The sequence below is a fragment of the Larkinella humicola genome, assembly GCF_008727875.1.
GTDB lineage: Bacteria > Bacteroidota > Bacteroidia > Cytophagales > Spirosomataceae > Larkinella > Larkinella humicola.
Genome location: NZ_VTWS01000006.1, coordinates 619,519 through 646,467, shown reverse-complemented (window position 1 = coordinate 646,467; position 26,949 = coordinate 619,519). Strand labels below are relative to the sequence as shown.

General features: G+C 52.0%; 20 protein-coding genes. 6 read left to right on the top strand and 14 right to left on the bottom strand.

Annotated features, from left to right (window positions below):
• Positions 1 to 425 precede the first annotated feature (425 nt).
• The 3 genes from F0P93_RS24165 (at position 426) to F0P93_RS32050 (ending at position 2,032) form a co-directional block, all read left to right on the top strand.
• On the top strand, positions 426 to 995 hold the full coding sequence (locus tag F0P93_RS24165; protein WP_150880288.1) for a hypothetical protein: 570 nt from the start codon (positions 426 to 428) through the stop codon (positions 993 to 995).
• Positions 996 to 1,147: 152 nt separating this feature from the next.
• On the top strand, positions 1,148 to 1,756 hold the full coding sequence (locus tag F0P93_RS24160; protein WP_150880287.1) for a hypothetical protein: 609 nt from the start codon (positions 1,148 to 1,150) through the stop codon (positions 1,754 to 1,756).
• 27 nt (positions 1,757 to 1,783) lie between these two features.
• Positions 1,784 to 2,032 carry a T9SS type B sorting domain-containing protein gene (locus F0P93_RS32050; RefSeq protein ID WP_225309621.1) on the top strand — a complete coding sequence of 83 codons (249 nt, stop codon included), beginning with the start codon at positions 1,784 to 1,786 and terminating at the stop codon, positions 2,030 to 2,032.
• A 120-nt stretch (positions 2,033 to 2,152) separates the two neighbouring features.
• On the opposite strand, the gene F0P93_RS24150 is transcribed toward F0P93_RS32050, so the two are convergent.
• Both F0P93_RS24150 and F0P93_RS24145 read right to left on the bottom strand, forming a co-directional pair.
• Entirely contained in the window at positions 2,153 to 4,219 is a 2,067-nt protein-coding gene (locus tag F0P93_RS24150; protein ID WP_150880286.1) for a tetratricopeptide repeat-containing sensor histidine kinase, read from the bottom strand.
• Between the two features lie 210 nt (positions 4,220 to 4,429).
• On the bottom strand, positions 4,430 to 5,416 hold the full coding sequence (locus F0P93_RS24145; RefSeq protein WP_191908908.1) for a sensor histidine kinase: 987 nt from the start codon (positions 5,414 to 5,416) through the stop codon (positions 4,430 to 4,432).
• Positions 5,417 to 5,551: 135 nt separating this feature from the next.
• Between F0P93_RS24145 and F0P93_RS24140 the strand changes: the two genes are divergently transcribed.
• The 3 genes from F0P93_RS24140 to F0P93_RS24130 all read left to right on the top strand — a co-directional run bounded on the left by F0P93_RS24140 (position 5,552) and on the right by F0P93_RS24130 (position 11,194).
• The gene (locus F0P93_RS24140; RefSeq protein ID WP_150880284.1) at positions 5,552 to 6,160 is read left to right on the top strand and encodes a sugar 3,4-ketoisomerase; all 609 of its coding nucleotides are present in this window, start codon (positions 5,552 to 5,554) and stop codon (positions 6,158 to 6,160) included.
• Between the two features lie 64 nt (positions 6,161 to 6,224).
• Complete coding sequence (porU2, locus tag F0P93_RS24135) at positions 6,225 to 9,584, top strand: putative type IX secretion system sortase PorU2 (RefSeq protein WP_191908907.1); 3,360 nt, start codon at positions 6,225 to 6,227, stop codon at positions 9,582 to 9,584.
• A 20-nt stretch (positions 9,585 to 9,604) separates the two neighbouring features.
• On the top strand, positions 9,605 to 11,194 hold the full coding sequence (locus F0P93_RS24130) for a capsule assembly Wzi family protein (RefSeq protein WP_150880282.1): 1,590 nt from the start codon (positions 9,605 to 9,607) through the stop codon (positions 11,192 to 11,194).
• Here the strand turns inward: F0P93_RS24130 and F0P93_RS24125 are convergent.
• The 12 genes from F0P93_RS24125 to F0P93_RS24070 form a co-directional block, all read right to left on the bottom strand.
• Positions 11,152 to 12,165 (bottom strand): MraY family glycosyltransferase, encoded by a 1,014-nt coding sequence (locus F0P93_RS24125; protein WP_150880281.1) that lies wholly within the window; start codon positions 12,163 to 12,165, stop codon positions 11,152 to 11,154. The genes F0P93_RS24130 and F0P93_RS24125 overlap by 43 nt on opposite strands.
• The gene (locus tag F0P93_RS24120) at positions 12,162 to 13,298 is read right to left on the bottom strand and encodes a glycosyltransferase (RefSeq protein ID WP_150880280.1); all 1,137 of its coding nucleotides are present in this window, start codon (positions 13,296 to 13,298) and stop codon (positions 12,162 to 12,164) included. The genes F0P93_RS24125 and F0P93_RS24120 overlap by 4 nt, the downstream gene beginning before the upstream one ends.
• A gap of 9 nt (positions 13,299 to 13,307) precedes the next feature.
• Positions 13,308 to 14,303, bottom strand: coding sequence for an NAD-dependent epimerase/dehydratase family protein (locus F0P93_RS24115; protein WP_150880279.1), 996 nt, complete (start codon positions 14,301 to 14,303; stop codon positions 13,308 to 13,310).
• Positions 14,236 to 15,483, bottom strand: coding sequence for a glycosyltransferase family 4 protein (locus F0P93_RS24110; protein ID WP_150880278.1), 1,248 nt, complete (start codon positions 15,481 to 15,483; stop codon positions 14,236 to 14,238). Before F0P93_RS24110 ends, F0P93_RS24115 begins: the two co-directional genes overlap by 68 nt.
• Positions 15,480 to 17,039 (bottom strand): heparinase II/III family protein, encoded by a 1,560-nt coding sequence (locus F0P93_RS24105; protein WP_150880277.1) that lies wholly within the window; start codon positions 17,037 to 17,039, stop codon positions 15,480 to 15,482. The genes F0P93_RS24110 and F0P93_RS24105 overlap by 4 nt, the downstream gene beginning before the upstream one ends.
• Entirely contained in the window at positions 17,036 to 19,213 is a 2,178-nt protein-coding gene (locus F0P93_RS24100; RefSeq protein ID WP_150880276.1) for a bi-domain-containing oxidoreductase, read from the bottom strand. Before F0P93_RS24100 ends, F0P93_RS24105 begins: the two co-directional genes overlap by 4 nt.
• Positions 19,210 to 21,114, bottom strand: coding sequence for an asparagine synthase (glutamine-hydrolyzing) (asnB, locus tag F0P93_RS24095; RefSeq protein WP_150880275.1), 1,905 nt, complete (start codon positions 21,112 to 21,114; stop codon positions 19,210 to 19,212). The genes F0P93_RS24100 and asnB overlap by 4 nt, the downstream gene beginning before the upstream one ends.
• Before the next feature lie 207 nt (positions 21,115 to 21,321).
• On the bottom strand, positions 21,322 to 22,128 hold the full coding sequence (locus F0P93_RS24090) for a class I SAM-dependent methyltransferase (protein WP_150880274.1): 807 nt from the start codon (positions 22,126 to 22,128) through the stop codon (positions 21,322 to 21,324).
• Between the two features lie 113 nt (positions 22,129 to 22,241).
• Positions 22,242 to 22,976 carry a hypothetical protein gene (locus F0P93_RS24085; RefSeq protein ID WP_150880273.1) on the bottom strand — a complete coding sequence of 245 codons (735 nt, stop codon included), beginning with the start codon at positions 22,974 to 22,976 and terminating at the stop codon, positions 22,242 to 22,244.
• Positions 22,977 to 23,007: 31 nt separating this feature from the next.
• Positions 23,008 to 24,162 carry a glycosyltransferase gene (locus F0P93_RS24080; RefSeq protein WP_150880272.1) on the bottom strand — a complete coding sequence of 385 codons (1,155 nt, stop codon included), beginning with the start codon at positions 24,160 to 24,162 and terminating at the stop codon, positions 23,008 to 23,010.
• 79 nt (positions 24,163 to 24,241) lie between these two features.
• Positions 24,242 to 25,555 carry an O-antigen polymerase gene (locus tag F0P93_RS24075; RefSeq protein WP_191908906.1) on the bottom strand — a complete coding sequence of 438 codons (1,314 nt, stop codon included), beginning with the start codon at positions 25,553 to 25,555 and terminating at the stop codon, positions 24,242 to 24,244.
• Between the two features lie 33 nt (positions 25,556 to 25,588).
• Positions 25,589 to 26,947: a lipopolysaccharide biosynthesis protein gene (locus F0P93_RS24070; protein ID WP_191908905.1), complete on the bottom strand. Its 1,359-nt coding sequence runs from the start codon at positions 26,945 to 26,947 to the stop codon at positions 25,589 to 25,591.
• Positions 26,948 to 26,949 lie beyond the last annotated feature (2 nt).

The window sequence follows — 26,949 nt, the reverse complement described above, 5'->3', positions numbered from 1 at the left end:
TATATTGCGTACCTCCGGCACGCCTGGAGTGCTCAGAATACCCATTTGCTATTAAAATTACGTGCCGCTGGCACTAAAATAACTGTTGGGCAAGGGCATAATTTCATAGTTCGCGTTCCTATTAATAAATCCCATAGGTCTCGTTTACTAATACGAACAGACGGTGTCCTGAAACCGGCGCTGTTGACTTGCCCGGGGGTTTGGGCGGTATTCAGCAACCGCCCCCTGAATCTGAATACCAAAAACCGGAATCTATTTTGTACACACAAAAATATTTAGTGTGACTTTTTTCGGGATAGGAAGTCTACATTAACGAATGTTATTCCCGAAATGGCCGGAAACGGAGCCGGAGCCGGTTTTTCCGAAGTGCATTGTAGCAAACCAGTTGGAGTCATAGCACTTGTCGTAGTTAGTCGTTGATGAATATGAAAAAAAAAATCTACCTCCTTGCGGGTCTTTTTCTGTTAGCGGTGAGTGCCTCATTCGCTCAGAATGGAAAATTCGACGTCCGATTTTTGGTCAAAACCATCGACTGTACCACCGGCAAAGCCGTTATCAACGTGCAGGTGAAAGCCAGCAGTACGCAGGGTACGTTTCTGATGGGCGATGCGAATTATCGATTCGATTATGATCCCCGAATTATCAACAATCCGGTCATTCTGACGCAGGAAAATTTTTCCAGCCAGGCCCCGGCGAGCGACGTCCGGTACGGTACCCAGAACCTGAACGGCAGTTCGTTCGGGCCCACCATAGGAACCGTTTCGCTCAACACCACCTACGGTGGTTCCGGAACCGGAGCCGCTTCCGTTGGCATCAACTGGATCACCGTTTCGACCATTCAGTTCAACATCGTCAACACGCAACTGATTCAAAACAATTGCTTTGCCATCGTCTGGCACACCGATGCCGCAGCCGATTTCCCAAATTGTGGAAAGACGAGAGCGGTATTTTCGATCAGTATCGGTATGGCGACTTCAACATGGACGCTGACGTGAACTTTGTCGACAGCGTGTTGTGGAAGAAAAATAACGGACGCTATTCCAAAGTGCCGCATTGACATCAATAGAAGGTTCAGCGGTTTCGGCCACTGAACCTTCCTTGATCCAACTCTGAAGTTTGAATTCTATTTTCCGTAAAACCAATGGATATGAAACGGTTTTTCTTTCTTTTCGCGGTCTGCTCTTCGCTTCTGGCTAAGGCCCAAAACGGCAAATTCGATGTGCGTTTGCAACTCAAAAAAGCTGATTGTGCTCAAATGAAGCTGCTGGTAACGGTAGAAGTGAAGGCGCACGATGAAAACAGTTCGTTTTTGATGGGCAATGCAAACTTTCGTTTTTCATACGATGCTCACCTGATCAAAGCACCGGTTATTGCCGATCAGCAGAATTTTACCAGTCAGGGCGAAAATGCCAGCCTGAACTACAATCCCCTGTCGCTGAACGGTTCGGTCGAACGAAATGCCAACGGCATCGTTTCATTGAACATCATTTACAGCGGTTCGGAACAGAACGCAACACCGGTTTCCACGAACTGGCTTCCCATTGCGACGCTGCAATTCGATCTCGTCAATCCGGATGAAAAAGCCGGAACAACGCTGGTATGGAATGATGACAAAGCCTTTCCCGTCACCGGCTTAAGTGAAATCGTGTTGAAGAAATCCACTCCTGAGTTTGACTACGACACCTACATTGCCAAAGCCGGCGGAGTCTTTGAAAATCTGACCATCAAATCGATTTCCAGCTTGTGTTCCGGTTAAAACCCGGATGCGGACGGAGAGCTACGAATCCCGGAAGGGTTCTCGCCTAATGGGGATGGAACCAATGACAAATTCACCATCGCCAACCTGGGGAAACTGACTGCCGAGGTAACCATTTTTGATCGCAACGGAACTGTTATTTACGAATCGAAAAACTACCAAAACGACTGGGATGGCCGGGATCGCAACAAAGACCTGCCTACCGGAACCTACTTCTACAGCATTCGGCTCAGCGACGGGCGGAAATTCACCCGCTCCCTGACCTTGTCACGCTAACATTTAACCTTTACATCTCGCAATAGTTCGAAAGCCTACGAAGATTCTTCGTAGGCTTTTTTAGTGGATCATGCCGCTTCTTGGCCGGAAAGGCTAACCTGAAAACCGGCTATGATTTCATTATATCGGTAACTCAACGTAAAAAGTGGTTCCTTGATTTTCTTCACTTTCAAACCAAAGTTTCCCTTGGTGTGCTTCAACGATTTGCCGGGAAATGGCGAGTCCCATCCCAAACGATTTTTCGCCGGCAGTACCAGGTCGTTTGGCCACCGTAAACAGATCAAAAATGTTGGCTTTCAATGAAGCAGGAATACCGATTCCCCGATCCTGCACGGATATTTGAACGGTATGTACCCGCTTTTTTAGCCGTACAGTGATGGTCGATTCAGGGGAGCTGAATTTGATAGCGTTGGCAATGAGATTACTGATCACCCGCCACATTTTCTGACGGTCGACTAAAATCCGGGCCTCATCCGCTTCGAGATGAATGGATTGCTGCTTTTCGCGTGCTTTCAATTCCAGCATGTCGACACACGACGCCAGAAAATCCTGCAACTCAACCGGCTCCTTTTTGCTGATCGTGGTGTTGGAATGTAATAGGTTATCGATGAGAATGAGGGAGTTGGCTGATGATGATTTGATCATTTTCAGGAAATACTGCGGTTTGTGAACCCGTAGCTGATCTTCCAGCAGCAGATCGACCGCCATGCTGATGGCTCCAATTGGCGTGCGCAAATCGTGCGCAACAATCTGCATCAGGCGGGCATTTTCCTGCTGGCTTCGTTCCAGTTCCGTCAATGTGGTTTGTAACTGCGTGTTTCGGGCAATGATTTGCTGGTTTAAGGCTGCAAGTTTTAAGAGGTTTTTCCGGGTTCGCTTCCAACTGTGCCAGATCAGAAAGGCAATCACGAGCGCCATCATCAGAATGGCAGCGGCACCCATCAGATAGAGTCGGTTCAACTCCTCCTTTTTACTCAGCAATTCAATTTTGTGTTGACTGTCCAGGTTCTGCAACGCCTGATCCATGCCTTTAAAAACCGCCTTTTCCTGATCGGAATACTCTTTCAGCGCGAGGTAATTTTTAAGATGATAATGGGCCTGGCTGATTTGGTGGACCTTCTCAAAGTATTGCGATTGGACATGGTGCCACCGCAAGAGTGCGTCCGGGTGTGGTAGGGTATCCAGCGATGTTTTCAGGGAAAGCAGTTCTCTGCGCGCCATTGCCAGGCGATTATTAGTCAGGTAGAGTTCACAAAGTTTGGCCTGCGATAACTGCGCATCCCGGTTGTAATACCCGGTTTGACGATTGATCCGGATACTTTCTTTCAGAAGAGTTTCTGCCTGAAGAAGATCTCCCTGTTGAAGATAAATGGTAGCCTGATTTCCATAAATGACCGCCCGGGCCATGGCCATGAAATTGTTCTGATTCGGAAATTTGTGTTCATTCTCCCCGATAAACCGTAGTGCCTGGTCATAGTAATGCAGCGCGCTATCCGGTAAGTCTAATTTTGAGTAGCATAAACCGATGTTGCTTAAATACCCCTGACGACTCACAAACAAGTCATCAAAGTTTCCTCCGTTTGAGCAGGTCATTACTTCATGAAAGGCTTGTTTGTAATACGTAGCGGCTTTGCTGTAGTTTTTTTCCTGGTAATTCATCCCGGCAATCCGACTGGTATACTGGCTGCTCTGGCAACTGTCGAAGGTTGACTCCATCAGGATCTTTCCCTGGAAAAACTGGCTATACGCTTCATCGTATCGTCTCAGATGATGAAACAAATCACCCCGCAAAAGATAAATCCGGGCATAGTTCTTTTTGTATCTTTCCCGGACAACCCCGGGTTCAAGAACCCCAAACATACTGTCGATATAGCTCTGAACCTTCTCATAGTCGGGTTTGAAATTTTCATCATGGTAATTCCCTCTCAGAAAATCATATTTGCGGTAGTAATCCATAATGCCCGCGTCGGGAAATCGGGCGTAGGCGGAATCCAGGTAAATGCGGGAGCGTTCAATTCCCTTTGAAAACTTCAGAACCGTGGCCCGGTCAATCAGGCTATCTACGTGAGCTTCGTGATCAATAGTCCGGATTGCATAGAAATCACAACTGGAAAACCAGTAAATCAGCAGAACCCAAGCCAGACGACCGATGAAGGAATGCCCGCTTTTCATGGAGGTGAATTTCATTTAAAAGGTCGTAAAATTGCACTTCTACGTGAATCGCGGCCGTAAATGTTTGCACATAATACGGAAAGTGTTCTGAACGGCGAACATACTACAAAAATAATTTGCCTGGAGAAGGGCCGACCGGGGTGGGCCGGTCGTGATGCGGTTGGATGGGGAAGCCGGACGGGCGATCGAACAGAAGAACGATGGGGTATGAAGGGCCGTTTCTGATCAATACGGAAGCGTTAACGATACCCGTAAGCCGCCACTTTCGACGGTTTCGTATAAAACGGTCGCATTGAGTAAGCGGGCAAAATCCCGGATGATTTCGTGGCCAAACTGCGTATTTAATCCCGGCATGGGTTCGGAAGTACTAAAATAGCGGTTTATGTCCCGCAGTAGTGTGGGCGAAACCCCAACGCCACTGTCCGATACCGTAATGACCACTTTCTGATAAGCCTGCCGGGCTTCGATCCGGATGGTGCCGTCGTCTGTATTTTTGTTCGCGTTATCGATCAGATTTCGCAGGATGGTTTTTAGCAGTAATTTGTCCGTAATGACCTTCATCCGGGTCGGAATGTCGAGTTGAAGTGTATTGCCGTGGTGAAGAATATTTTCCTTGTACAAATCTTCCAGTTCATCGATGAGTTCCGGTAATAAATACTCCTTCATCCGAACGCCATAGGTATGATCCTGGGTCGAAATCCACTGCATCATTTCTTCCGTCAGAAAATGAATCTGTTTGGTCGAGTTATTGATTTCAGTAATCAGGTCATCCAGTTCGGCGTGGGAATCCCGCTTCCAGTTTCGGAACAAGTATGCCGTGTTTTTGTATAAATAGCGCAATGGTGACCGTAAATCATGGATCAGAATTGAAATAAAACGGTCTTTTTCGGAGATAGACAGGTGCAGGTTTGCTTTGGATATTTTCAACTGGTCATTGTGCAGCTGCAATTCCGAGATCAATTTCTGCTGCTGTACAATGCGATCTTCGGTTTCATGATCCAATCTCAGATGTTGCTGTTGCCGGTTTCGGTAGCGCATTCGCAGGAAAAACCAGACCAGAACGGCCACCAGCAAGCTTGCCAGAACGGGCGGTAAAATGAGATTATTCCAACTAAAACCAATTCCCACGGATTGCAAAACCGATGGGTCAACTGACGGTTCGACGGATGCCGACACGCTACCGGCCCACAGTGAGAACGGTATAAAAGTCATCGTACCTGATCGTGGAGAAATCTGTTTACAGACCGTTTCGCTCCATTGTGGGGTAAACATAGATTGCGCAAAGCCGGGATAATCCTCCCAAACATAAGCAGAGTGTCGGTCGACTTTTGTAGAAAAAAACGTATTTTGAACGACACGCTGTTCCCAATTTCCACCATCATTCAACTCTTCCTGCAAAGAGCGGTTTCTGCGGCCTTCCTGAAATGGATGATTTTCTACAGGATAAGATCGATTCCTTCGATTGATTTGTATCTGTTCCGGTTGGAACGGCTATTCCCGGTTTTACAAACCCGTCAGGATTTGAAACCGGGTGGGTTCTCCGACATAAAAGCCGCTGTCATGGCCCTACTGTATACTTTAAATGCCGCCAAAAGTCAGATCGTCGAGCTGGAACAGTTGACCGGATTGTCCTTTCTGCGGTCGTATCTCATTTATGAGGTTCCGACGGGTCAGTGCCGGGGCCAACACCGCCATCAGAACAACCACAGCATTTTGTTCTGCCTGAGTGGGTCAGTATCCATTTTGGTTCAATCCGAAGGAGGTGACACCGTCTATCAGTTGAATAGCCCGAATCAGGCGTTGCATCTGCTTCCTTCCGACTGGCGGATATTGTACGACTTTTCGCCGGATTGCCTGGTGCTGGCGTTAGCAAGCGATCCATTTTCCAAACGGGACTACATTCCGGAACCCTACCGGCCGGTTCTGTTACCAGCCAGAGAGTATGTGTTGCAGTAGACCCGCAAGCCCGTCGTCCACTCACCGATGCGGCCAAATCAATGCTTTATTTTCAGACAATGTTATGCGGAAACTGATCGTTGGTTTGCTCGTTTGGTTTTGTAGCGGTGGGGTGAGCGCCCAGATGAGTCGCTTCGGAAACGAATGGATTAATCACAGCCAGCCCTATTTTCGAATCCCGGTTACGGAAAGGGCCGTTTACCGACTCACTACTTCCGATCTGGAAAAGGCGGGTATTCCGGTTGCATCACTGGATCCCAGTACGTTGCAATTGTTCCGGCGCGGAATCGAGCAGGCGATCCTGGTTGTCGGTGAATCGGATAAGAAACTGGACGCTGCCGATTACCTGGAATTCGTGGGCGACGGCAATGACGGTTTGCAGGACACGTTGCTCTACCGACCGATGAACGCCCAGCCGCATTCGTACTATAGCATGTATTCCGACACGGCGGCTTATTTTTTAACCTGGCGCTCCGACGGCAAACCGGGTAAACGGGTTGTTGCCACGCAGGAAATCCGACCGGCTGGCTTGCTGCCCGAATCGTATCACATCGCCGAACAGTTGCTGGTGCTGAAGGATGAAATGTCTACCAACCCAAGCACGGGTCCGGTGCCTTTTGTGACCCAGTATGAGGTGTATTTTGAAGAAGGGGAGGGATGGACGGGGCCGATGCAACAAAAGAACAAACCACATACGCAGCTTTTCAACCTCCCGGGCTTGGTCAATTTGGCTGCTGAAAAACCGGAACTGGAAGTGCTGCTGAACGGCCGGGACTCCTACCAGCACCTGGTCGATTTCTCCGTCGGGGCCTCAAGCCGGGCATTGGGAAGTCTGAAATTCAGCGGTTTTCAGCCGAGCCGGTTTTCAGCACCGCTTCAAACCACGGATTTTACCGTAAAAAGTGACGCTTCGGCTGACCTGACGCTGACCACCGTAGCGCGCGGTTCGGGTGAATTTGATCGCTATTCCGTGAGTACCGTTCGGATTCGGTATCCACAAACGATCAGCCTGAAAAATGGGCCGCAGCAACTACTCCGGCTACTGCCCAAAGCGGGCGGACGTTCGTACTTCGAACTGCCGGATGCGCCAGCCAATACCGTCATCTACGACATCACCGAACCCGGTGCAGCCCGGCTTCTGACCGGCACACAGAACGGTTCGACCCGGCAGGTGGTCGTTCCCAACACGACGTCCCCCCGTCAGCTTTTGGTGACGACCCGGGTGGTAACGCCCGTTCGGTTGGAGCGGGTGTTTTTTCGCAAATTTGATCCGGCCAAACCCAATTTTCTGGTGGTTTCGCACGAGCTTCTCATGAAACCGGTGGGGCAGGTGGCGGACCCGGTTCGGGCCTACGCGGCTTACCGCGCGTCGGCGAAAGGCGGGCAGTACGATACGCTCGTGGTGACCATGAAGGAGTTATTCAACCAGTTCAGCTTTGGCGAGCGCACTCCGCTGGCCATTCGGCGGTTTGCCGACTACATGCTGGCGGGTGGCCCCGGCAAGTTCCTGTTTTTGATAGGCCGCTCGTCGGTCTATTTCCCATTTCGCAAGAATGCCAATCAGTATTACCTGGATCTGGTTCCCACCATCGGCAACGTCCCCGGTTCGGATGTGCTGTTGACCGCCGGTTTGGCTGGTTTTCCGGAAAACGTGCCCGCTATGGCCACGGGACGGCTCAATACACTTTCGGCGCAGGAGGTGCTGAACTACGGAAACAAGGTGAAAGAGTTTGAAAGCAATGCGGCCAATGTACCGTGGCGCAAGGAAGTTCTGCACCTGAGCGGAGGTCGTTCGCAGTCGGAACTGGCTGGTTTTAAGGCAATTCTGGATGATGCAAAGGCCCTCGTGCAAAACCAGTATTTAGGCTCGGAAGTCACCACGCGCTCCAAAACGACCGATGCTCCCGTCGAGCGCATCGACATCAGCGACAAGGTCAACAAAGGGGTTGCAATGATCACGTTTTTTGGCCATTCATCGCCAACCGTCGCCGACCTCGACATCGGGTATGCTTCCGATCCGGTATATGGCTATAACAACAAAGGTCGATATCCACTCATGTTTTTCAATGGATGCGGACTTGGGAATATTTTTTACGGTGGTAATGTGCTCAGTACCAATTGGCTGCTGACGCCGGACAAAGGGGCCATTGCCATTCTGGCACACTGTTTCGAAGGATTTACCACGCCCCTCAACACGTTCACGCTGCAATTTTACAAGACGCTGTTTACGGATAGTATCTACTTCTCAAAACCGATTGGCGTCATTCACCAGGAAACCACCCGGCGGGTGTTGGCCACCACCAAAGATGCCCTACAAATTGGTAATGCCAACCAGATGGTGTTGCAGGGTGACCCGGCTCTCCGGCTGTTTCCCTTGCCCAAAGCCGATTTTCAGGTGCAGTCTTCGGGGGTTTCCCGGATCGACAATGCCGCAGATTCCGTCCGTTTGCGGGTGGTTGTGGTCAACGCCGGGCGCTACCATCCGCAGGAACGCCTGAGCCTGACGGTTCGGAAGCGGCTGTCCGACGGATCGCTTCGGTCGTATAAAACCGTTTCAAGAGCTGCGGTAGCCTTTCGGGATACGGTTTTTTACAGCTTTCGACCCGAACTGGATGCCGATGGCCCAACGCGGCACGAATTGGCACTGGATGCCGAAAACCGGGTGGATGAATTAGACGAAACCAATAACGTGCTGGTGTTTACGGTTTCGAAATCCGGAGATCAGTACGCGGTCGTTTTGCCCGATTCGAGCCAGCGTTTTCCGCCCGATCGCTTCAATCCGTTGCTGGAAGTAACCATCGACGGAGCCCGGATTGCCGACGGTGCGCTGGTTTCACCCAATCCGGTCATTCAGGTTATGGTGCAGGATGAAGATCCGTATCGCATTCGCCGGGACACGCTCGGCATCGATTTGCTGCTGCGTAAACCCTGCGAAACATGCGGTTTTGAACGGGTGGTTCTTGGTAATTCCGACGTGAATTGGACCCCTGCCAGCCTCAATAACCGGTTTTTACTACATTATCGACCGCAGAATCTGACCGAAGGTATCTATACGTTGCGTGTTCAGGCCACCGATGTCAGTGGTAACAAAGCCGGATTGAGTCCGTATGAAATCAATTTTCGGGTGAAACTGGAGGATAGTCTATCGGTAATCCGGCCCGCACCCAATCCGTTTTGGGCGCATACCCGGTTTCAGTTTACCCTTACCGGAAAGGAATCGCCGGGCAATGGGCAGTTGGTCATTCAGAACCTGAACGGGCAGGTGGTTCGAACGATCGGGCAGCCGCTTCGCATCGGCAAAAATGAATTTTACTGGGATGGCACGGATCAGGGTGGCGTGGGGTTGCCCAATGGTTTGTATGTTTTCCGGTTTGTTCGGGACGATGGGCGGCAGCTGACCGGGCGGGTGATCATCAACCGGTAACATTTTAACATCCACGATTCATGATCGACTTCATCAGAGCCTGCCGAATGCCCTTCCTGCTGCTGCTCGGTCTGATCCCGTTCAAAGACTGGGCGCAAACGGTCGATTCGACGTCTTCGGGAATTACTACCGAAATTTACCGTCCGGATTTGGAAAAGAAAGAATTTCGCCTGTTTGTCGAAACCGCTTTTTCGGCCAACACCGCGCCACAAACGCCGTTCTGGCTACGGGCCAACCAATACGGAACGGTTCCAGCCACATCCCCGTTCGGAACCCTCCGGGGTGGAATGGCCGCTAACTACCTGTACGATCGAACCAAACCGGCCAATTTAATCAAAAACAAACGGAGGTTGATCGGCTGGGGCTATGGGCTGGAAGTGGTGGGGAATGCAAGCCGGAAGTCGGCCGTTCTGATTCCGGAAGCCTATGTGAAAGGGCGGCTCTGGGGGTTGGAATTATTGGTGGGGCGCCGGAAAGAAGTCATTGGGCTGGCTGATTCGACGCTGGGAACAGGGCCTTACATCGGGTCTGGCAATGCGATGCCCCTTCCTAGAGTCCAGCTTGCATTGGCGGAATACACCCCCGTCGGTTTTACCAAAGGGGTGATTTCCTTTCGTGGGCTGTATGCTCACGGCTGGTTCGGCAATCAGGGGGCCGTTACGCATTCCTATTTACACCAAAAAGCGCTGTATGGTCGGCTGGGAAAACCGGGCTGGCCGGTTCGGTTCTACGCAGGGTTCAACCATCAGGTGCAGTGGGCAGGCAGGAGCGAGGTGGTCACCAATGAAAACCAGATCAAAAACGGGCGGTTTCCGACGGGTTTCAGGAATTACCTCAATGCCGTAACGGGGACCTCGCTGGCCGCCCGGGGCGACAACATCGATACCACGCTTTTCAGCAAAGCCGATCGCGGAAACCGCCTGGGCAATCACCTCGGGACGCTCGACATCGGGTTTGAAATCAGCACAAAACGGTTTTCCCTGCTGTTGTACCGCCAGAGTATTTACGACGACGGCTCGTTGTTTTACCTGACCAATATTGCGGACGGTTTGCACGGCATTCGATTCAAAAATAACCGCCCGGCGAGCTACCGGTTTCAGATTCAGACTGTTCTGGTGGAGTATCTCAATACGCAGAGCCAGGGGGGCGCCAAATTTGGGGATCTGAACAAAGAACGCGGTGCGGACAATTACTTCAACCATACCCAGTATATCGACGGCTGGTCGTATCTCGGACGAACCATCGGCACGCCGTTCATTCCGCCTGTCGATGATACCCGGTCAGAATTGCCACGCGCTCAAACGATAAAAAATTACCTCTTCAGCAACAACAACCGGGTGCAGGTTTTTCATGTGGGGATGTCCGGTACCTGGTCGCAGCGGTACCTGTTTCAGTTGAAATGCTCGATGAGTCAGAATCTGGGTACCTACGCTCAACCGTTTTCCACCACCCTCGGGCAGTTTTCATCCCTGCTGGTGGTGGGTTTCCCGGCTTTCAAGCGCGGCATGCAGGCCAGGGTGTCGGTTGCCAGCGACCACGGTGCTTTATACCCCAACAGCACCGGTTTTCAGGTTAGTCTCCGAAAAACCTGGGATGTTTCCCGCCCATGATCGGGCTTACGGCGCGGCTTGAGCAGCCGGTTTGTGATAAGAACATAGGCCAGCGTCAACACCGCCAGCAGGGCTAAACTTCCCCAAAACTGCCTTTGAGCATCCCAGCGGGTGAGCCAGATCACATACCCATTGATGAGAAACTGCGTCAGGGCATACAGACCGGCAACGCGTAAGTGCGGCCATTGTAGCTGATGCACCAGCAACTGGAAAAGGTGCAGTTTGTGAGGCTGAAAGATGTTTTCACCCCGCCACAATCGGTACAAAATGGTCATGACGCTATCGATGCCGTAAACCGTCAGCAGCAAGAGGTACGTTAGTTGCCCGCTTTCGCGCATCAGGTTGATGAGCAAAAAAATCACGATGAACGCCATCGACACGCTGCCAACATCCCCCGCAAAGCACAAAGCCTGCTGGCGGGCGTTGAAAAACGCAAAAATGACCACCCCAATGAGTGAAAAGACAACCAGGGTCGGCTCGGTGAATGGTATGATAAATTGGTTGATAATCAGGACACTTGCCACGGTGACGAGGCTGTAAAAAGCCGTCATGCCGTTGATGCCATCCATAAAATTGTAGGCATTCAACACACCACAGGCCAGGATGAGCCCGGGTACCATCCACCAGCTTAGTTCGGACCAGAGGCCGGTTTGTTCCAGCAACAGCCCCAGACTGATCAGTTGAATCAGCAGCCGGATGCGGTTCGGGATGGAAGAGATGTCGTCCAGAAAACTGACCAGCGCCACCAGAGTCAGGCCCACAAAAAAGACCGGCGATACGAAATTAGTGACCACGAAAGCCAGAAAAGCCGCCAGCCAGAAGATGATGCCCCCCCCCCGAACCGTCAGTTGGGTGTGTGAACTGCGGTGGTTGGGCGAATCGACAATGTGGTAATGAGTGGCAAGACGAAGGTATAGCACTTCAGCTCCGAGCAATAAAATGGCCACGCCAGCGTAAACAATCCAGTTCATGATGCAGACGGTGAAAGGAGTAACTCATAAAGATTCAGCAGTTTAGGTTCTTCGCTCGCCCAGTTGTAGGACTTTTCCGCAGCCTGCCGCCCGCGTTTTCCCATTTTTTCGGCTTCCTGCGGATGATCGATCAGAAACCGCAAATGCAGGGCCAAAGCCTCCGGGTCGGATGGGTCGATGCAAAAACCGCACTGATTGCCTTCGACAACCGGGCGATACAATGGAAAATTGGCGGTAATAACCGGCAGTCCGAGGGCCATGTATTCGAACATTTTGGTGGTATACGATTCCGTATAATCTCCGATCGGTTTCAACAGCGCCAGCCCCGCCACGGCCCTGGAAACCTGGGCAAACGCTTTGGACTGGTCCGTATAGCCGTAAAAGATGAGGTTATCTTTCACGATGGCATAGGCGGGTAGGGCTTCCAGATCCTGATCGGAAAAGGAACGATGACCAAACAAATGTGCTTTAAAATGAGGATGGGTGGCCTTTACCAGGGCCAGCCCGTCCAGTAGGGTAACAATCGACCGTTCGAAACTCAGCCAGCCGATGTAAAAGAACTCGATCGGGTCGGATGCCTGCCGATACGGACGCCGATAGGTGTCCAGGAAAGACAACAGCGGATAATTGTAGATCACGGCGTGCGGTTTCGAGAGGTTGGTATAGGTCGTCAGGTAGCCATGTTCCGTAAAAATCAGGGAAAAATGCCGACGTGCCATCTGGTCAAAAAACGCAAAGGCTCTTTTCAGAAGCCAGCCCCGGTTGTGGCGTTTCAAGTGGATTTTTTTGTGCAGGTTTTCCTGAACTTCGTAGATGACGCGGGTACCAAAGATGCGGTACAGGTACGCAAACGGCAGAAATTCAGGTGAATAGACATGGATCAGGGCCGGACGAAGCCGGACGGTTTTCCAGAGGATCAGTGGACAGGTAACCAAAAACCGCAAAATGACGCGTTTGAAATAAGGCAAGCTAATAAAACGTACCGCCGGAACAACGGCCGGATCGGCGTTCGGAATGGCGCAAAAAACGTCGTAATGGACGGCTAAAACGGGCAAATATTTATACAGGATGCGCGGATCGTATGGAGGATGAGCCGTGCTAATGTGTAAAACCCGTGGTCGCTTTGAATTCATGCTGGCTGGTTAAAACGCTTCCCTCTTTTTTGCAGAGGCTTGAATAAAATTATGGTTTTCGTCCGAATCCGGAGCAAAAAAAGAGAGGACCGAACGCGGCTTCCAGCCTAGTTTTTCCCGGGCTAACTGGTCCGAGAAGGTTAAGGAACTCGTCATTTTCGCTAATGTAATGGAATCGAAGGGAAACTTTCGTCCGATCATCCCGTTGATGCCATCGCCCAGCCGGGCCAGAATTTTTGCAAAACGGATCGGAACCGTCGGTATCGTTCGTTGGCCGATTTGCCGGGCCATGGCGTCCCCCAATTCCCGCACCGATGGATGAACGCCATCCGTCAGGTTGTAGATTCCGCCGGTCAGGGCGGCTTTCGGAATCATTCGGGCCACATCGTCGGCGCGAACCATACTCCGCCTGGCCGAACCGGCACCGATGTGGACGTAGCGCCTATGTCGAATGGCCCGCTCCATTTTTCCTAAATTACCAGGGGCTTCGGCACCGACAATCAGCGGCAATCGCAGGATGCAGCACCGGACGCCCTGCTGTGCGCACCAGGTTTGCACCACTTCCTCGGCCTGTATTTTGCTTTCGGCATAGGGTGTTTTCCCACCCAAAGCTACTTCTTCGCTTATATTGTCTCCTGTTTCGCCCCCATAAACAGCCACGGTGCTGATGAGAATGAAGGCGTCGGGCCGTTTTTTTTGCGATTCAAGCGCTTGAAGCAACCGCCGGGTTCCATCCCGGTTCACCTGGAAAAAAGCCTGTGATTCTTCCGCACTGCGTGGTAGGCTGTGGGCTTTCCCGGCCGCGTGAACCACCAGATTGATGGCGTATCCAGACAAATCAGGTTGTTGAATTGCCAGATCAGAGCGAATATCGCCTTCGGTTCGCCCCAGCGTTAAAACCCGGTACCCGGTTTCGGTTAAACTTCGGGCCAGGTATTTACCCAGAAATCCATTGTGTCCGGTCAGTAACGCGGTCGGTGGAATGGGGCTTGGATTGGCAGACATTGGATAAAGCGGTTAAATAGTCGGTCGCTAACTGGTTCTTGTCGAACAGACGCCGGGCGACGGCCGCTGCCCGCAGGCTCATGGCCGGACGCCAGGTGGGGTCGTCGGCCAATGAAATGAGCAATGCCGCTAGGGCTGCCGGATCATCCGAACTGAACGTAAAACCGCACTGGTGTTCTTCCAGGAAGGTTTTTATCCAGCCGTCGGTGGTCTGAATAACCGGCGTTCCGGCGGCCAGGGCTTCCATCAGTTTGTTCGGCGATGAGGTGTCGAGCAAAGGCGCACGCTTGAGGGGAACAATGGCTAGCCAGGCTTGCTGGACGTAGGCAACCACTTCATTTTTAGGCATTAAATCATAAATAAAGAAATTGGGTAAGGCGTCCTGTTGCTGTTTTGCCAGGAGTTCCTGCTTCTGTTGGCCGTCGCCAATGAGCAGCAAAACGATGTCGGTTCGCTGGCGCAGGGCTTTAGCGGTTTCGAACAACAGGGTGGAATTATTGACGGCCCCGATGTTTCCCGTGTAAATAACGACTTTTTTGCCCGATAGCGAAGCGGGCAGCGGAACGTTTGCGACGGGCGTGCCAAACAGATCCAGGTTGGTCGCGTTGGGGATGGAAATGCTGTGGGTGAAACCGCAGCGCAGGGCAATGTTCTGCTGAATACCGGGCGAAAGGGCAACGATCAGGTGTGCGGCCCGGTAGCATTGCCGCTCAAACCAGTAGGCTAGTTTTTGGACAACCGGATTGGGCAACGCGCCCATCAGAATGGCCGTGTCGGGCCACAGATCCCGGGCTTCAAAAACCAGCTTCCGACCCCGCAAATACCGGGCCATCAAACCGGGAATTCCCACGGTAATGGGGCCGGAGGAAGCCACGACCACGTCGGCGGGCAAGGTCAGGGCATACCAGCTCGACCAGATTGAAAAGGCAAGAAAGGTCCAGATTCGTCGAAGTGGAGACTGTTTGTTGTCGATGCGGAGGTTCAGGATTTTGACCCGGATTCCGTCGATGGTCTGTTCTTCTGTCCAGCGGCTGGCCTTCAGATCCGACTTCGCATAGAGGCTGGTGACGACGGTAACCGAATGGCCTCTTTCCGCCCATTGTTTGGCAAAATCGTACACGCGGGTTCCCCAGGAACCCTTTGGCGTTGAGAAGTACTGATAGAAATAGACAATTTTCATTCCACACAGGTAATTATCGTCCGTACTGTTTTTTTGAACTGAACCTCGATCACCAGCGTCGGCTGAAGCTGGTTGAACTGCCGGGCAACCTGAACGGCTTTCTGGCTGATTTTGACTGCATTTTGCCACTCCATGTTCCCCCAGGAGAAGCGCATGCGATTCGCGTTTACCGTCAGGGGCCGAACCCCGGGAGCCAGATAAAACCGGGCCACGGCGGTTGGCCCGTCGTTGATCCGGTCAATGATCGCCAGTTGGTTAGGAGCCATAACCCACTGGCGTTCGTGGCTGACGCCGAGGTGCTGATACCCATCATGGTGCGCCCGGATGAGGGCAGGGGTTTCTTCCAGGAGTGTTACGGTTGCCCGTCGCCCCACACGAAAACCGCCCCATACTTCCGACGAATCGGCATCGAAAAGCTGAACGGTATTGTGGGCTGCCGTGCTGCGTTCCCATTGCCGCCGGGCGTTGACCGCGTAGGTGGACGTGCCGCTATCCACCAGAACCGGCTGGCCGTGAGCGTGAAGTTCAAAGCTAAACGTATCGGCGTGTGCATGACCCGGCTGGTGCGCCGGCCCGACGGTGCCGATGTTCGCTACGACTTCGTACATCGGCGTCAGGAAATGGCGAAAACCGCTGTCTGATAAACTAGTGCGTTGCGGGTTGATTCCGATTCGTTCGGCTTTGGCGCGAAGCTGGGCAGTGGTGGGTGCCATTTCGTCGGCGGCATCGTTCATCAGCGGGATCGCTCCGTTTGAAAAGGTGATCGTCACCAGCCAGTCCAGCATCCGCCGGGCCTGTTCCAGCAGCAAACCGTCGGCGTCGCGATCGGTGTGCCAATCGTCTTTTTTCAGGGCCTGACAGGTGTCGAGCAGCCGGTCCAGAATAATCTGGTGGTACATCGGGCTGCGTTCGTAATGCCCGCCATCCCGCAGCAACTGTTCAGTCAGTTGCGAGCGGACGAGGGAAATGGCTTTCTGGTACAGGGATCGATCCTGAAAATACAACGATCCCAGCAGCAGGGCAAAGCCGTTTTCCAGCAAATGATTTCCCAAGAGATGGTATTCTAGTCGGCTTTGCAGCAGCCGAACCTGCGCTCGAAGATGAACGTCGATGTCGGCTAACCGGAGCTGATGGTGCGACAGGAATCGAATCCAGTTAATGATGCGCAGCGAAACCGGGTAGGGGTCCAGGCCCCCGTTCAATTCCACCGACTGGCGCATAAACTGCCGGATCAAACCGATGCCCTGCTCCACGTCCAGACCGGGTTGATTCAGAAAATCAAAGTAGTTGAGGTTGTACTGCCAGAGCTTTCCATTGTTTGCATAATTCCAGTCGACTTCCGTTGGAAACGAAACGGACTGATTCAGAAACGTGAAGGTTTGTCCAGTCAGACTCTGCGGTTTATCGGGGGCTGCAAACGCCAGGAAAGTAGTAGCGGGCGGAACGGCTTCGATGGTCAGTGACGGTTTTGAACGCAAGCGGTTTATGGTCTGATAAACCAGTTGCTGCGTCCGTAAATGCCGGATGGTGTTCCAGTAAAGCCGCCAGTTTTTCATAGGACAGGCGACGGTTCTGCTGATTGAATCACGCCAACTCCGGTGGCGACTTCCACCCACCGTCTGGTTTTTAAACTTTGCAGGGCGGCCAGCATCGTGCGGGTAGTATTGACGAGTTCGTCGAACGGAATCAGCGGGTTCCCGCCGGTGCGCACCTGCTCCACCAGCCGCTGAAACTGCGCTTTATGGCCTTTGTCCTGTTGCGTCGACAAGTCGGAAAAACCTTTGAAACCGTAGCCTTTCAGCGTTCGGAAATTGTCCAGTATCAGGGTTCGTTCCTGCGAATACACCTCGAAACGCTCTTTAGCGTAGGCTTTGCTGCCGTTGGCGAAGTAGTTGATGACGCCCGTCGAACCGTTTTCGTACCGCAGCAGGAGCGAGGCTGAATCGCTCGTTTCGGAGGTTTGCCGCCCCATTGCATTCATGCAAACCGCCACCACCCGGCTGCCAGTCAGAAACGTGATCAGGTCGACGTAGTGGCAGGCTTCACCCGGGATTCGTCCACCGCCCACGGCCCGGTCATGCACCCAGGAGCTGGCCGGAATAAAACCCGCGTTCATCGTGGCAATGACGTTCATCGGAACATCGCAGGAGGCCGAACCGCCCAGGAGCGCTTTCATTTTCTGGGCGTGGGGCGCAAACCGGCGGTTGAAACCCACCAGAACCGTTTTGTCGGTTTGCTGCTGCACTTCCAGCAGTTGCTCCAGTTCGTCTTCGTAAATGGCGAGCGGTTTCTCGACAAAAACGTGTTTGCCCGCCAGCAAAGCCTCGCGGGTCATCCGGGCATGTTGCTGGTGGCGGGTGGTGATGACCACCAGATTGATGTCCGGATCGTTCAGAACTTCCCGGTAGTCGGTGGTACTGAGCGCAATACCGTATTTTTTGGCCAGCAAGGTTCCATTCAATCCGTTGGCGCTGGCAATGGTTTTTAGCGGGACACCGGTTTCTTTCAAAGCGGGCAACAGAACGGCACTGGCGAAATTACCGGCACCAATCAGCCCCGCAACCGCCGTTCCAGCGCCTTCGTACCGGCTTTCCCGCAGGCGAACCACCGGTTTCAGATCCCGTTTTTCCGGGTAACTCAGCAGCGACGCAATCGAAAGCGAGTGGGAGATTTCGCGGTAGATCCGGTCAAAATTTCCGAGCGGGACCACTTCCGTAATCAACGGTTTTACATCCAGTTGACCCGTTTCCAGCAGTTGCAGGATGGTTTGAAAATTGCGGTTTTGCGTCCAGCGAACAAACGGAAGGGGATAATCGGCTCCCTGTTGTTCGTACAGGTCGTCGTAGCGGCCGGGGCCGTAGGAGCAGGAAACCTGAAACGTTAGTTCTTTCTCGTAAAACTCGGCGCGGCTCAGGTTCAGGCCAACAACCCCCACGAGCACAATGCGTCCGCGTTTCCGGCTCATGCGGGCGGCCTGCGAAATCAGTTCGTCGCTTTTGGCCGAGGCTGTGATCACGACGCCATCCGCGCCAATGCCCTGGGTGAGCGCCAGGACGGCTTTTACGGCATCAGTACCACCCGCCGGATTCAGGGCAATCACCCCCCGGCTGCGGGCCAGTTCCAGCTTTTTTTCGTCCACATCCAGCCCGATCACCCGGCACCCGTTCAGCCGGAGCAGTTCGGCTGTGAGCAGCCCAATTAGCCCCAGGCCAACGACAACCACGGTTTCGCCCAGCGTCGGATTCAACAGCCGGACACCCTGTAAACCGATGGAACCAATGACGGTAAAAACCGCTTCATCGTCGCTGACACGGTCGGGCACGCGTGCCACCAGATTCCGCGGAACGCAAACCACTTCGGCATGGTGTCCGTTGGAAGCAACGCGGTCGCCAACGGACAAATCGGTGACGCCTTCTCCCAGGGCCACCACCTCGCCAACGTTGCAATAGCCCAGCGGCAGCGGTTGATCCAGTTTGTTGAAAACCGCTTCCAGTGTTGGAATCAGGCCGTCGCTCCGGATTTTTTCCAGCACCTGCTTCACCCGGTCGGGTTGCTGGCGGGCTTTCGAAATGAGGCTGCCCCGGCTAAATTCGACCAGCATGCGTTCAGTGCCGAGCGAAACCAGCGTCCGGCGCGTTTGAATGAGAACCTGCCCGCGCCGAACCTGTGGAGCGGGTACGTCTTCCAGTAACGTATGACCCGTTTTTAGGTGAAGAATAAGTTGTTTCATTCGTTGAGGTCTACAAATTGGCGGAACCAGGACTCAATGGCCATTAAGCCCCAGATGGAATAGGACGCATCGAGTTTTCCGGTTTGATTATCCCGAATTAACTGGTGTACGGCTTCCGGATCGAAAATGCCCCGTTTCCGCAGGCTTTCTACGGAGAGATACCGCTGGAGCATTTCGTTCAACTGGCCGGTGCGGAGCCAGTCGCGCAGGGGTGTTCCGAAACCGGTTTTGGGGCGGTAGATGACGGATTGCGGTAAGTACCGCTCCGCCACTTTTCGGAGCAGGTATTTGGTGGTTCGCCCGTGCATTTTCAGGGACGGCGGCAGCCTGGTACTAAATTCAACCAGCTCGGTATCGAGAAAAGGCACGCGGGTTTCGACTCCGACTGCCATGCTCATTTTATCGGTGTAGTTCAGGTTGTGATCCGGTAGGAAGTATGATAACTCCCAGAATAATAGTTGGTTGAGTAGGTTTTTTTCGTCGGGAATCCGTTCGAGTGCCGCCAGCAACTGATGGCTGGGCTGGTGACCGTACAGGGTTTTTCCGATGTTGCTTTCGAATAAATGATGGTTGGTGGCAAGGGGTAAGCGGGCAAAGTAATCGGCCATTCGTTCGTGTTGGGGCTGGCCCATACCGGCGGTTAATTTTCGAAGCCGCCGAAGCAGGGGCGCATCGTTGGTGCCGAGGTTGATGGTGCGGTTCAGCAACCGGCCCACGGCGGGCGGAATCCGGTTTAGAAACGGCTCCATGCTGAGGGCCTGGTGACGCCGGTAGCCCGAAAAAACATCGTCTCCGGCTGTTCCGCCCAGCAAAACCGTATGCCCGTTTTTACGGGCTTCCCGGCAGATATTCAGGACGTTAAAGGGAGCGGTGTCGGCCTGCGGTTCGTCAAGGTGGTAAATCATGTGGTCGAAATCGCGGACGATGTCTACGTTGGCATCCACTTCCACCAGATCGACGTTTAAATGGGCCGCCACCTGCCGGGCATACGGCAAATCGTTTTCAAAACCCTCAAATTTCCCGTTCCGAAGGGCCGTGCGAATGGTGTAACCGGTCAGCCGCTCGGTAGGATGCGCCCGTTTGGCCATCGCCATGACCAGGCTGGAGTCCAGGCCACCGGACAGAAAAAAAGCCAGGGGAACATCGGATTGCAACTGGCGTTTGACAGCAGAGAAAAGCCGTTCGTCAAGTTCTTCCAGCAACTGGGATTCGGACTGTTCGGAATAGGTGCCCCGGAAAGGCAGGTCGTAATACCGTTTGATGCAGATTGAAGCGGGTTCGTCGATCGGCAATTGAATCAAATGACCCGGCAACAGCTTGCTGACGTGTTGAAAAGGCGTCTGCATACCGGGCGAATAGAGAAAATGCAGGTAGTTGACAAGCGCCGGATAGTCGATGCTTTTATCGACTCCCGGATAGGCAGCAATGGTTTTTAGCTCCGAGCTGAAGAGAAACAGCCCGTTTTTGTGGTAATAATACAGCGGTTTTACGCCAAACTGATCCCGGGCCAGCACCAGTTGGCGCGTGACGGTATCGAAAATGGCGCAGGCAAAAATCCCGTTCAGTTTTCTGAAAACCGCTGTTCCATAGGCCGCAAATCCGTACAGTAGCGTTTCGGTGTCCGACGTCGACCGGAAGACGTACCGATCGGTCAGGGCGGCCCGCAGCGTGAGGTGGTTGTAGATTTCGCCGTTAAAAACAATAACGTAGCGACCGTCAGCGGTTTGCATGGGCTGCCTGCCATTGAGCGACAGGTCCAGGATTGCCAGACGGGTATGGGCCAGTTGAATTCCCGGTGCATTGAAAATACCTTCTCCGTCCGGCCCGCGGTGGCGGATGGTCGATTGGATGTCAACGGCCGACGAAATGGAAGTACTGACGATGCCCGCAATGCCGCACATACTAGTAATAGACCGGTTTAAAGTTCATGGTTTAGAGTTGAGTTTGATCATTCTTTATACCTGCGTTTTTGCCCCGTTCGCCTAAGGGGACTTTTCAAATCCGGATGCTAAGAGCCCCCTTTAGAGGAACGGGGCAAAACGCAGGTATTCAGTGGTTTAAATGGTAGCGATAAACCCGAACGATCAACGCGCGCTTTACCGGAGGGCTTATTTAATGGCGGAAATCATCATATACAGGCCGTGTTCCGGGAAAAACGTTTTGATCAGCCACCGGGGATACAGCCGGCGGCTGACAGTGAGCAGCCAGCTCCGGTGCCGCTGACCGGCTTGCGAAGCCAGTAAATCGGCGTGGGTCAAGACGGTTTTAATGGACACCTGCCGGAATTGGGCGAATAACCGCTGGGCTTCGGCCTTGCTGTAGGCTTTGGTTCCGGGGCTTTCCAGGTGCTTGGCATAGATCGCTGCGAGATCGGTTGCGGGCTTTCCCCGGGCGAGTGCATACCGCAGCCAGAGCAGGTAGCCCACCCAACTGTGTTTGTGGTAGATCATGATTTTAGCCAATCCTCCGGGTTTCAAAACCCGGAATATTTCATCCGTAACCCGCTGGGTATCCGGACTGTGGTGGATAACGCCCCACGAATAAACCAGATCGAACGAGCCGGTTTCGTATGGAAGGTTTTCGGCGTCAGCAACCCGTAGCTCCGAGCGTAAACTGAACAAGGCCAAGCGTTCGCGGGTGTGCTCAATGGCACGCTCGGTCAGGTCGCAACCGTGAAGGTTTGCGTGGGCTTCCGCAAATTTCTGGTGATCCGCCCCCAAACCGACGCCGATTTCTAAAACCTGCCGTTCGGCAAACGATTGAAAATCAGCGAAATCGGCGATATACGGTTCCAGGGCGTAGCGTTCTATGCCTTGTCGATGGTATTTCTGCCGAAGCGTTTCTCCCTTCAGGTATAAGTCTTCACCGCAGGAGGCCTCATTCCAGAAATCGTGAACTTGTTGTTTCGCATTCATCCTGAAGGTTCTTGATCCGGTACCTATACCAAATATCGTCAGAAGGACCGGGCCCGGCGTGTAGAAAATCGTCCATTCTATACGCGGAAGAACACAACCCGCGTTCTATTTCGTCATTTTCCATACGAACGGAGTCGGATATACTGCCGCATTCCGTAGTCGATTTGGGCTTTTCCAACACACGAAGGGGTTGAAGAACAGAATTGCAATTGTACTTTTTCTTTATAGATTAAGCCAACCCCGCGCGCGTAGATTTCCAGTCGTTTGTCCTGCGAAACCAGCGTCGAGTCATTTTGCTGCACAATGGTTGCGGTTTCAGGAAACGGTTTGCTCAGTACGTTGAACGGTTTGGCGGTATTTTTAAGTTGATACAGGTCTTCACCCGCTGTGTTGAAGACATTACCATTCCACTGAAACTGGTCGATGAGCGGAAACACCAGCTTGACGTACGAACGGTTATTTTCGGTTTTAATCAGCTGATTGTCAGCGATTCGAATGCTGCTTACGGAGTCGGGTTGCCAGGGCTGGCTGTCGTTGGTCCGGCGGTGGCGTTCCACGCGAAAGGTGGCACTGGCGGTCGGGTCGACGACAGCCGTATCCACGTATGAGTGGGTGATGAGTTCCCGCAATTGATAGGTTTGGGTCGTTGAGCTGCCATTGAGCGCAAATTGCTGTTCCGTCACTTCATAAATCCAGTAATTGCCTTTTTCCAGGGGCTGGTAATCGAAACCCGATGCTGTGGGTTCGGGGGTGGACGACTGGCAGGCATCCAGAAAAAGAAAGGCGGTTATTCCGGCGAAGGGCAGAATGAACGGGCGAAAGCGCCGAAGAATTGTGATCAGATGCATGGTTTTCAAGAGGAGGACAGGTTTTATTGGATCATTGTTTTACGTTCGTTTCCTTGTTTTCGGCCATCGACAACAGCAACTCCCAGCACGTTCGGCTGACCTGCGGCCAATCCGGTAATGTCGTTGAACGCCGGCGTCCCTCGCTAATTTTGCGTTGCCGCAGGGTTTCGTTCGAATACCCGGCGTGAACCGTATCGACAATGCTTTGGGCCGAAAGCGGATCGAAATAATACGCACTTTCACCACAGACTTCTTCGGCAAAATCACGTTGAGACGTGAAAATGGAAACACCGAAGTGCATGGCGTCGACGTAGGTTGCTGAAAACGATTCCAGCAAGGTCGGCATCAGTAAGCCGTCAACTTGTTGATAAATAGACGCTATGCAATCGGTGGGTACATTACCAATCGGGACGAGGATGTCTTCCAGCGATTCGCTGAAAATCTGTTGCAAAAGCCGTTCCGCTTTCGGGTGTTGCCGGGCTTCGATGGTGAGAAAAATCCGGTAGGGCAACCGGTTCGCTTTGATCAGCTGGCCAACCTCGACGAGAATCTCCAGATTTTTGTGTAAATAATACCGGGACAGACACAGGAGATACGTCAGGTTGGGCTGCCTTTGAGTCGGTAGCTGGTAGGGAGTCCGGCTGTTCAGCAAGGTGTACGCATTTGGAAAAAGCCGGGTCGGAGGCAAGTGGGCATAAAGTTGATTCATCCGGGTTTTCATGGTTTGCGTCTGCACGAGCAAAACATCAACATAGCGAAGCCGTCGTTTAAAAACCCAGGTGCGCAATTTGATTTTCAGGAAGATCCGAAGGCCTAATTTTTCCCAGAGTACCTTGTCATTCGGGTACGCGAGGTGAGACAGATGCAGCAACACCACTTGTTTGTACTGTACGGGCGAAGGGAAGTTGCCCATTGTGAAGATCACATCCGGATCGACCTGCTTTACCAGGTGCGGGTACCAAATGGCATCCATATAGGGCCGGGTAAGCCAGTTATTTAACGATTTAGGCAAAAAATGGATCTGTAAACCGCCCGATTCCAGTTCCTCGTAGCCACAGTCCCGGGGAACGACTACATGGATGGAGTCGGTCTCACGCTTCAGCTTCTGAATATTCTTTAGAAAGTTCAGTGCCACCGTGAGCCCACCAGCCGAAGCGAGATTAAAAGCGTTGATCAGCAGATTCATGATAAATCAGAACTACAGGGATGTTTCCATTAATCTGATCGGTTCGTATGCTAAGCCTGTACATTGTACTACACCATCGTTAGTAAATTGTATGACAAGCTTTTTTAATTGACTTGCTTAGTAACCAAACCGGTAACGAAAGGTAAACGAAATTGTCTAAAAACTGAGGAAGATAACCTCGACTGATAAACATAAATAAGGCCAGTGAAATAACGATTTGATTTAAGAAACCTACGGGATTAACTGACGGATTTTTGCTGGAAAAATAATGGATAAAAAGTCCTAATAAAAAAGGCATGATCATGGCGCCGAACCACCCGAAAGCGCCATAAAAACCGCCATAATGCATGGTGGTTTCGCCCGTTTTGGGCCATGACGGTGGAAATTCCAGTGAGTCGTTTACAATGGCCAATGCTGGAGGGGGGTACGGTTTTTCCCCATTTTTGAAAACGAATTTTGGTACTGCTTTAATAAAAATATAGCCAAACATCGTTAAGCCGTAATCATGCTTTAGTTCTCTGTTTTCTTCATAATAGCGAATCAGGTTGTAATCATTCAACGATTGGTGCGTTTGATCAAAAAACAGCTCATAGTTGAATTCCGATGGGTCATACGTTAATTCACTGAATTGGCCTGCAATAAAATTCCAGCGGTTGTAGGTGATGAAAAAGATAAAATACATCACACTGGTTCCAATAACAAGCCATTTGCGGATGTTAAAAGCGGACGACGAATTCACTATTGAAACAAGGATGATTCCTAATAGGGTAATGATCATTCGATACCGAAATCCCATTATTGCAAACAAGACGAAAGCGGGAATGATTAAGAGTGCTAATTTCCAGGTTTTTCCGCGTAGAAAAGCATACATGATCAGGGTTGATACCACACAGTCGGCGCAATTTCGAAAGTAGAAAGACCTTGTTGAGTTTTCATTGCCAAAAATTTCTTCATCAGAAACGCCGGTTAGCAGGGCGAGTGGATTGATCCCACTGAACATAAGGTCTATCAGAACAATAGAAAAGAAAAAACCGTATAACCAGATTACTTTTCTGCGTAAAACCGCATATTGCATGGGGGCTATCTCGAACTTTTCAATTGAATTGGAATACCGTTTCCAGGCAAAACCAAACACAAAAAATACGTTGGCAATGAGGTGAAAAAGCATTCCTTTTTCATAATACCCGGAAATGTCTTTCCCGGTAAACATAAATAAACCCTGATCGCCAACAATCGTTTTTCGGCCTGTTGAATAAAAGTAAACAGGCGTTAGTACGCAATAAATGATGAGTAGAGTAACGCTTATTCTGAATGGAATCATCTGACTTGATCCCAAATGCCGGGCCTTGTTAAAGCCCACGACCAAAACGGCCAGACTGGTCAGTGCATACACCCAAATCATATCATTTTTTATCTTTAAAAATCATCATCGCTGTTGTTTTTGAAGTTTGTTTAACCACCCGAAATCGGTTACTATAGCCGGGACTAATTTTTCGATACGTTCCTCCAGAAGAATCCGAAGACTGTCTCGAAAAACCGGGAAGAGCATGAAGCAATCGCCAATCAATAAGCCAATGGCCAATCCCGATAATCCGTAGCGGGGAATTAGCCAGGTTGCCGCCACCAGCGTGCATAAACTGCTCAAGACAAAATTCAGGGCAATGGTTTGATGACGGTTGACGGAAATGGCAATGGTGGCACTCGTGAGCCACAAACTGTATGGCAGCGTCGCCAGCAAAAGAAGGGTAAACACCGGTTGAACGGGCTGAACGGTGCCTTTTGTCCACACCGACAGAATGGGGCCGCCGGTTGTTTCCAGGATGAACAGCAACCCCAGGGAAGTCCAGAAAGCGATCTGGCAAACCCGGCGGTGGAGTATGACCGCTCTGGGAAGATCGTTCGCAATCAGCGCCCGCGTCAGTTCCGGCCAGATGGCTGAGGTGAGCAGGTTCATCATCTGTCGGATAAAATTGCTCAGGGTGCGAAGGGCCGTATAAATTACGACGTGAACTGGGGTCATAAAAAAACCGATCAGCAACGTGCTGCCCTGCAAGATCATGGAATTCGCCAGCGCAAACCCTAAAAAAGCCAGTGACGGACTGAGCAGGTGCCGGATTTCGGCCAGCGGAAACCAGCCGACCTTCACCTGGCTCACCCACGAATACCGGTGTCGGTAATAGAAAAACATGGCTCCCCAACTCAACCCGCGAACGACCAGATAACCCAGTGCGACCGCCAGGGCCTTGTAACCCACGGTGACGAGAATGACCACCAAAGCGAATTCAAGCAAGCGGGTGATCGTCGTCCAGATGCGACCCGTCGCATTGTCGCCTTCCGCCCGGGGAACCGTGCTCATCAATTCCTGCTGGAGAATAAGCATCACGTAGATCATTAGGATGAGGACGATAAAACGGGCTTCTAATACCTGAATCCGGTTGATTTTCAGCCAGATAGTAAAGTCGGAAAATTCAAGAGCGGCCGCCAGAAAAGCCGATGCCAGGACGCCAAAACCGATGATCGACGTCATGCCATTGCCGAGGAGCCGCGCGGCTTTCGGGTACTCTTTTTTGCTTACCTGAATGAGTAATTCATTGGAAATCGCCGATGTCAGCCCAGCGTCACTCAGCCCCAGATACGACGGAATCGTGAACAGCAACAGCCACTCGCCGTAGTAAACCAATCCCCAGGCGTGAATCAGGATGGGTACACTGACGAACTGAATCAGGATTTGACTGGCCTGACTGAATGCACTCGCCCTCAACGACTGTAAAACACGGTGCAACATCG